The sequence below is a fragment of the Psychrobacter maritimus genome (assembly GCF_904846345.1).
GTDB classification, from domain to species: Bacteria; Pseudomonadota; Gammaproteobacteria; order Pseudomonadales; family Moraxellaceae; genus Psychrobacter; species Psychrobacter maritimus.
The window spans coordinates 1-8,157 of record NZ_CAJHAJ010000018.1 but is presented as its reverse complement, the minus strand read 5'-3'; the positions used below and the strand labels follow the sequence as shown (position 1 = coordinate 8,157).

General features: G+C 40.4%; 7 protein-coding genes, 1 rRNA gene and 1 other annotated feature. Of the genes, 5 read left to right on the top strand and 3 right to left on the bottom strand.

What is annotated here, in order from left to right; translation table 11 throughout:
- Positions 1–31 precede the first annotated feature (31 nt).
- Positions 32–146 (top strand): 5S ribosomal RNA (rrf, locus tag JMX50_RS13050).
- A gap of 280 nt (positions 147–426) precedes the next feature.
- Here the strand turns inward: rrf and JMX50_RS13045 are convergent.
- From JMX50_RS13045 to JMX50_RS13035, 3 genes are all read right to left on the bottom strand, one after another.
- On the bottom strand, positions 427–978 hold the full coding sequence (locus tag JMX50_RS13045; protein WP_201630045.1) for a hypothetical protein: 552 nt from the start codon (positions 976–978) through the stop codon (positions 427–429).
- 165 nt (positions 979–1,143) lie between these two features.
- Positions 1,144–2,363 (bottom strand): IS3 family transposase gene (locus JMX50_RS13040; protein ID WP_413786843.1). Its coding sequence is split into 2 segments (ribosomal slippage): positions 1,144–2,087 and positions 2,087–2,363, totalling 1,221 coding nucleotides; the frame shifts between segments, so codons are not numbered across the junction.
- Positions 1,972–2,088: a sequence feature (AL1L pseudoknot), on the bottom strand. Its footprint overlaps the gene before it by 117 nt.
- 12 nt (positions 2,364–2,375) lie before the next feature.
- Positions 2,376–3,482, bottom strand: coding sequence for a hypothetical protein (locus JMX50_RS13035; RefSeq protein ID WP_201630041.1), 1,107 nt, complete (start codon positions 3,480–3,482; stop codon positions 2,376–2,378).
- Positions 3,483–3,710: 228 nt separating this feature from the next.
- Here JMX50_RS13035 and JMX50_RS13030 point away from each other — a divergent pair, with 228 nt between their 5' ends.
- The 4 genes from JMX50_RS13030 (at position 3,711) to JMX50_RS13015 (ending at position 7,976) form a co-directional block, all read left to right on the top strand.
- On the top strand, positions 3,711–4,121 hold the full coding sequence (locus tag JMX50_RS13030) for an OsmC family protein (RefSeq protein ID WP_201562570.1): 411 nt from the start codon (positions 3,711–3,713) through the stop codon (positions 4,119–4,121).
- 100 nt (positions 4,122–4,221) lie between these two features.
- Positions 4,222–4,686, top strand: coding sequence for a flavodoxin family protein (locus JMX50_RS13025; protein WP_201562567.1), 465 nt, complete (start codon positions 4,222–4,224; stop codon positions 4,684–4,686).
- Between the two features lie 81 nt (positions 4,687–4,767).
- Positions 4,768–5,421 (top strand): DUF938 domain-containing protein, encoded by a 654-nt coding sequence (locus JMX50_RS13020; protein ID WP_201562566.1) that lies wholly within the window; start codon positions 4,768–4,770, stop codon positions 5,419–5,421.
- Positions 5,422–5,888: 467 nt separating this feature from the next.
- On the top strand, positions 5,889–7,976 hold the full coding sequence (locus JMX50_RS13015) for a catalase (protein ID WP_201562564.1): 2,088 nt from the start codon (positions 5,889–5,891) through the stop codon (positions 7,974–7,976).
- The last annotated feature ends 181 nt before the right edge of the window (positions 7,977–8,157 follow it).

Here is an 8,157-nt window from a genome sequence, read left to right as displayed (position 1 = left end):
TGACGACATCAGACTCATATCTACCCCCTTTGCTGGCGACAATAGCATGATGGCACCACCTGATCCCTTCCCGAACTCAGAAGTGAAACATCATCGCGCCAATGGTAGTGTGGCTCCGGCCATGTGAGAGTAGGTCATCGTCAGCTCTCTATTCCTGAATTGCCCCTCAACTTAATTGTTGAGGGGCTTTTCTTTCGTGGGTGGTTTATAGATGCTCTAGGGAGCTGTAAAAACCCTACTAGAACAAACTATACCCTATACTAATTAGTTAGAGAGGCTTCTTAGCTGGTTTCTTTATTGCACTATAATCATAACGATGCCTATAAAAAAAGAAATCTAAAGCCAATGATGATATTTAACGATTAAGATCTAAGTATCTAAGTTTTAATTATATAATCATATAAGTATCCTTTTTAAAATCAATATTTATGATTGTATATTCCATGGTTGATTAGATTCAAAAACATTTTGGTTTATTGTCTCTCTTATGGTTTCAATATTAAATTTCTTTCTGTCTTCAGGTAGTCTCAACACTCTAGGTAGGCGACTAATTCCTAATTCTCCATCTGCTAATGCATAATGCCTATAGCTTTTATTTATTACTTCATCACATTCGAATTCTACATATACTATACCTTGGCTTTTATTTTTAGCCAGATTGATAATTGACATGAAAATATCTTCTTGAAGTATTAGTTTTTCTTTAGTGATATCTTCTATGGTGTAATTAGGTCTTCTTCCTAACTTTATTTTTTCCCAAAAAGTTCCCTTTTCTTTAATTTGAGAGTAATCGTTAAGGTTATCTTTTAACTCTTTAAGCTCTTTTGTAGATATATCAATTTCGCTTACTCTTTCTTGGATTTTAAATAGCGGTTTACTCATCATTTTTGTACGCTCTTCCGTACTTTTTTCTTGGGAACAAAGTAGATTATGTGATTTTATTAGTAGTTTTCTTAGTGCAATCAGTTTAATTGACATTATTTCACTACTGGTAGAGTGGATTGCCAAAGGTTGTAATCTGAAATCTTGAAGATTATCTATCATTTGCTTAATTAATTGATCCAAATTATGGAACAAATAGTCTTGATCATTTATATTATGTAGTGAACCGCCCCGACTATATCGGAGGCTGATCTACTTGAGTCAGGCAGCAATGCCTGACAGGATTAAATTATCATAATACCGCTTTTCAAACTCAAAGGGTGACACATATCCAATCGTGCCATGTAAACGGGTTTTATTAAACCAATCCACCCACTCAAGGGTTGCCAGTTCAACATCGTTCACACCAGTCCAGTTCTGCTTTAAATAGTCAATTACCTCAGATTTATAGAGTCCATTGACCGTTTCAGCCAGTGCATTATCGTATGAATCGCCTGTTGTACCAACAGAAGCAATCACGCCAGAGTCTGTCATCTTATCGGTATAGCGAATAGATAAGTACTGAACCCCTCGATCACTATGATGAATCACGTCTTTGGGATTGTTTCTGTCTGCTATTGCTTGATTTAATGCTGCCATTATCATATCAGTGTTCATACGCTTTGATACTTTCCAGCCGACAATAGCGCCGGCAAATACATCGATGATAAAAGCGGTATAAACCCAGCCGCTCAATGTCTTGATATAAGTAAAATCTGCAACCCACAGCTGATTAGGACGATGGGCATTAAAGTTACGATTGACCAAGTCATCAGCACGCTTTTGGTCGTCACGGCTGTTGGTGGTAATCTTACCCTTACCGCGCCAGACACCTTGTAGGCCATGCTGGCTCATTAAACGCTCTACGGTACACCGAGCAACCTTTAACCCGTCAGCTTTCATCTGCTGCCAGACTTTGCGAGCGCCGTAGCGGCACTTGCTATTCTGCCAAATACGTTTAATCTCGCTGAGATAGTAGTCGTCATGCTGACTGCGCAGTGAACGCTTTTCAGGGCAGCACTCTAGGTCTTTAGCACGGTGATAGGTTGACGGGGCAATCGGTAGTACTCTACAAATCAGCTCGATCCCATAACTACCTCTATAGTCATCAATAAACTGAACCATTATCTGGGTGGACGGTCGAGCTCCGCCTGGGCGAAAAAAGCAGCAGCCTTACGTATAATCTCATTGGCTTGCTTGAGTTCTCTATTCTCTCGTTCAAGTTCTTTGATACGCTCTTTGTCACTTTGAGCCTGCACTGAGGCGGGAATAGTTTGGTCTATGTGCTTTTTATGCCAGGATCGCAGTGTCTCAGGCGTACAGCCAATCTTTGACGCTATGGCCTGAATGGCTGACCATGTAGAAGGATAGTCGCTCGACGCTTCAATCAGCATGCGAACGGCGCGTTCTTTAATCTCAGGAGTGTAGGTTTGTCTTTTCATTGTCGTATTCTCTCAGAATGTTGAGTCTCCGACAATACCGGGGCGGTTCAGTAGTGTTGTTTGAATAATTCTGGGTAATTTCCCTAGTATAAGTACTGAGACTTGTTTCTCGTAAGTTATCATCCGCTCTTTTATAATGGCTTCTGTAGAACCGCCATCTTGTTCAAGCCGTTTTCTTAGTAAAGGCTTTAAATATATTTTATCGAGCTTTTGGATTTCATTAATAAACCTTGATAGAGTGTCGGGCACTCCACTATCAAGGGTATAGAACCTGCTCATAATATAGGAAGCATAAGCTAGATATTGTGAGTCATTCATATGATATTTTCTGATCACAGCGTGGGTCAGATAGATATGTTTTTTAGTATCAATTCCAGTATTATCTTCATGAAGAAACCGTCGAAATGAATAGGGATTCTTACCACGTTTATCTGCACTACCAATCAATAACCAATATTCCAGCCCTTCTACTATCATAAAACTTCTTTTTCCCCCTTCATGTTTGATGAAACGGGGTAGGTATGTCAACTCTTGGAAGCTTATGTCTGATGAATCCCATTTTCGAAAATCCCTACCTTGGATTTTCTGCTTAATAAAAACTTCTTTTAAGTATGATTTTACCATGTGAGCGTCTAACCCGCGCAGTCCAGCATGGACATTGAGATTAACTTTATCTATCCACTGTGCTAAATCATATAAAAAAGCTACTCGTATTTTTTTACGATTTTTCTGTTCTTTTGGTAAGTTATGTAGATCCAAGTTGTCTAAATAACTAAATATAGCTTCAATTTCATCAGCGAGTTGTATAGCATCGTAGTATTCGATGCATGAATCAATAATTTTTAACATATCTGAGGCTATGGAGATTAAGTCTTTATTATTAGTTTGAATGTCTTTTATAGTTTTTTTTAGGGTAACGGGACGTTTGTATATCAAACCTTTGCCTTTATCAACATAGATACCTCGAGGCTCTAATATGTTTTTATGTATACTGTTTTGGCTTTCCTTATTTAGATCTGGAAGAATGAGACTAATAGTTTCTTGCCAGTCTGCGCTCAGGCTTGGGTCTATCGATTTAAGCTTATAAAGTTGATATTCAGAGATTTCAAGAATATCCATTATATTTAATCCTTTGGGCATTTTTACAGTATAAGAAAGTACGCTAATCAAACATTTATAGTGTACAGTTGTACTATCATAGAGGGTTTGTGTCTAATTTGTATAGGTTGTTTTGTTATTTTATATTCATTTCTACACATAAATAGTTTAATTGATATTAACAATTGATATAAGTTTCTTTTCTAATGCTAGTCCATCTGATATATATGTAATATAGGAGAACATTAAGTGACAACCTCAAAGGTAACCTACCAAGGTGACCTACGTACTACCGCCATTCACTTACAGTCTAGTAATGAAATCATCACTGATGCACCGACTGACAATCAAGGTAAAGGTGAGGCGTTTTCTCCTACTGATTTGTTAGCGACCAGCTTAGCCAGTTGCATGTTGACGATTATTGGTATTAAAGCGCGTGATATGGAGATTGATATCGCAGGTACTACGAGCGAGGTGACCAAAATAATGGCTGCTGATCCAAGACGCGTTAGTGAAGTGCATATTGCCATTACTTTTAATCAAGAGTTAGATGACAAGACGCAAAAGATATTCTATAACACTGCGCTTACTTGTCCGGTTGCTAAAAGTATCCATCCTGATATCATTCAAAGAGTGACTATTAATTCTAAGAGCTATTAATTCTAAGAGCTATTAATTCTAAAAGCTATTAATGCTAATAGCTATTGATTCTAAGAACTACTAATTTCAAAAACTAGTAACCTCTATAAGGGTGATTGATATGGCTAGCAAAACCTTACTTATCGTCGCACATGCGCCGTCGCCTAATACCAAAAAATTAGCACAAGCGGCTTACGATGGTGCCAATCATCCCGATATAGACATCAATGTCATACTCAAATCTCCCCAAGATACCCAGCCTGAAGATGTGCTGGCTGCGGATGCTTTGTTATTGGGGACGACTGAGAACTTGGCTTATATGGCAGGACTGACCAAAGATTTTTTTGATCGCTGTTATTATCCGGTGTTAGAGAAGAAGCAGGGCATGCCGTTTGCGTTATATATTCGCGCAGGTCATGACGGTACGGGCACTAAGCTTGCTATGAAAACGATTACGACCGGACTGCGTTGGGAATGGATTCAAGAAGCGCTGATTTTACAAGGTGATTGGCAAGAGGGATTTACTGAGCAAGTCGAAGAGCTGGCGATGACACTGGCAGCTGGGCTAGAAGCGGGTATTTATTAGTGCTTAATCTTTAATTTATTGATACTTGGTTGGTAATTTATATCCCGTTGCTATTTAGTTATTATCAAGATAAGAGGTTTTATGCTTAATCATAACTCAGATAATAAACAGTCTACTCTTACGGCTGGACTGCCATTCTCTCAAGCGTGTGAAAATAATAAGCAGCCGATTCTAGAAATCTTACAGCAAGAATTGCAAGACTTTACTCATGTCTTAGAAGTGGGTTCTGGAACCGGTCAGCATAGTGTCTATTTTGCACCAAGATTGACGCATGTAAACTGGCAGACCAGTGATGTGTTCGCGCATCATGCGACTATCAACGCTTGGCATGCTGCTTATCCTGCGCCTAATTTATATGCGCCGCTTATTTTTGATGTATCGTGTGATTCGGTGCCGATAAATAAGGCTGTTGCTGCGCCTTATGATGCAGTATTTACCGCCAATACTTTGCATATTATGTCGTGGTCTTTGGTTAGCAAGTTATTTGAATTGGTCGGCGATATGCTACCTTTAAATGGTAAGTTTATCATTTATGGACCCTTTAACGAAAATGGCCGTTATAGCAGTGAAAGTAATCGTCAGTTTGACCATAGCTTACGGCAACGCGATAGCAACAGTGGTATTCGTCATTTAGAAGACGTTATAGATTTGGCAAATTCACATCATCTAGTGCTATCTAATACCTATATGATGCCGGCTAATAACCAGATATTGGTCTTTCAAAAGAAATCTTAATGCATATATATTTTAGAAAACATGCTTTAACAATGCCAACTTACCCTTATTGATAACGTCCATTCTATTTATCCGCTAAAAAATTCAAAGTGGCGCTGTTAAGAGTGCCTAATTCCTCAGCATAAACGCCTATTAATATACCTTTGCCTGTAATCTCAGTAACAACCTCATTAACGCCTCGTTATAAAGGCATATCTTCACGCAGTGACAACGCGTTTCATGCTTAACCAAACATCAACACGCTTAACGATATATGTGACATACCTGCCGTAGTTTTTGAGTAATATAATTGATGAGCTTAAGTGTCTTAATATTTAAAAGCTTTTTCATCTTTTAAAATCAGCCGTGCAACACAGAAAATTAAACGACATATGAAGTCAAAACCATCTCTAAGGATATAAAACTGTGTTAGCGCTTATTAAATGGGCTATCTATCGCTCATTTTTACTCATTAGCTAGGATATTTTATGAATAATAATATTGATCATACCGACCCCGCTAAAGATATGAATACTGAACGCGGCAATGGCGGTGAAACGCATCAGCGTGCCGATGGCGATACTAAAGCGATGACAACCCAGCAAGGCGTGGTCATCTCTGACAATCAAAACTCCCTGAAGGCGGGCGCACGTGGTCCGACGCTATTAGAAGATTTTGTTTTACGCGAAAAGATTAATCACTTCGACCATGAGCGTATTCCAGAGCGTATCGTTCATGCGCGTGGTAGTGCTGCCCATGGTTATTTTGAGTTGACCGAATCGTTAGAAGAATTTACCACTGCTAAGATTTTGACTGAAACAGGTAAGCAAACGCCATTATTTACCCGTTTTTCTACGGTTGCTGGTAATAAAGGCTCAAAAGATACGCCGCGTGATGTGCGTGGTTTTGCGGTGAAAATTTATACTGAAGAGGGCAACTGGGACATCGTTGGTAACAATATGCCGATTTTCTTTATTCAAGATGCGATGAAATTTCCTGATTTGGTTCATGCCGTTAAGCCTGAGCCGGATCGTGGTTTCCCGCAAGCGGCCTCTGCCCATGATACCTTTTGGGATTTTGTCTCGCTTAGCCCTGAGACCATGCATAATGTCATTTGGCTGATGAGTGATCGCGCGCTGCCGCGTAGCTTGGGGATGATGGAAGGCTTTGGTATTCATAGCTATCGCTTTATTAATAAGGACGGCAAGAGCACCTTTGTACGTTTCCATTGGAAACCAGTACTTGGCGTGCAGTCGCTGATTTGGGATGAAGCGGTTAAAATCTCTGGCGCAGATCCCGATTATAATCGCCGTGATTTATTTGAATCGATTAATAATGGCGATTATCCAGAGTGGGAATTTGGCGTCCAGCTATTTACTGAAGAGGAAGCCAATGAGTTTCCGTTTGACCACTTAGATGCCACCAAGCTGATTCCAGAAGAAATGGTGCCAGTACGTATCGTAGGTAAAATGGTGTTAAATCGTTATCCGGATAATTTCTTTGCTGAAACGGAGCAAGTGGCGTTCTGTCCATCGCATCTGCCACCGGGCATCGACTTTAGTAATGACCCTTTATTACAAGGTCGCCTGTTTAGTTATTTAGATACGCAGCTGTCACGTTTGGGCTCGCCAAACTTTGCGCAAATTCCGATTAATGCGCCAAAATGTCCGTTTGCTAATAATCAGCAAGACGGTCATATGCAGATGCAAGTGCCAAAAACGCGCGTCCTTTATGAGCCACAAAGCCTTGACCCAACAAGACCGCGTGAAAGTATTAAAAAAGGTTTTGAGTCGTTCCATGAGCAGCTAGATGATGGCGTCAAAGGTCGCGTACGCGCTGAAAGCTTTGCTGATCATTATAGCCAGCCGCGTATGTTCTACCTTAGCCAAACGCCAACTGAGCAAGCGCATATTGCCTCAGCCTATGCCTTTGAGCTGGGTAAAGTAGATACCGCCCATGTTCGTACGCGTATGCTTGGCCATCTGCTGAATATTGATGAAGATTTGGCACAGCGTGTTGCAAAAGCGTTGGGCATGGAATTGCCAGAGGCGGCAGAGCCTGCTGCGCCGATACAAGATATGGCGACTTCTGAGAAATTACAAACGATTGGCTTGACGCCTAAAACCCTAAAAAGTCGCTTAATTGGCATTTTAGTTGCAGAAGGCTCAAAACACAGTGAAATTAAGAAGTTTGAAGAGGCGGCGAAAGCGGCGGGCGCTCGTGTGAAAATTGTCGCACCAAGTAAAGAGGTGGTTTTAGACGATGATACTCGCATACAAGCCGACGAGCGCGTAGCTGGTGGTCCGTCAGTGATGTTTGATGCGGTGGTCAGTATCATTATGCCCGAGCAAGCAAAGAAGCTGGCTAAAGACAGTGCCACGCTTGATTGGTTTAATGATGCCTATGCGCATTGTAAAGCCATTGCTTATTGCGGGGCGACCGATGAATTTATCTTAAGTAAATTACCGATTGAAAAAGATGCGTTTGTCACACCACTGGCTGAACTTGATAGCTTTATCGAAAATGCCAAATCGCGCTTGTGGGAACGGGAGCCAAAAGTGCGTGACTTGGCTTAATTGATAGTTTAGCTTAATAGTTAGCTCTTTTAATAATAAAAAACTCAGCCGCTATGAACTGAACCCCATAAGTTGGACACAACTTATGGGGTATTTTTATGCATTACGACCTAGACTTTAAGATAAAAGTCATCGCATACTATCGGCAAGGACATACCGGACTTGCCACAAGTGAGAAGTT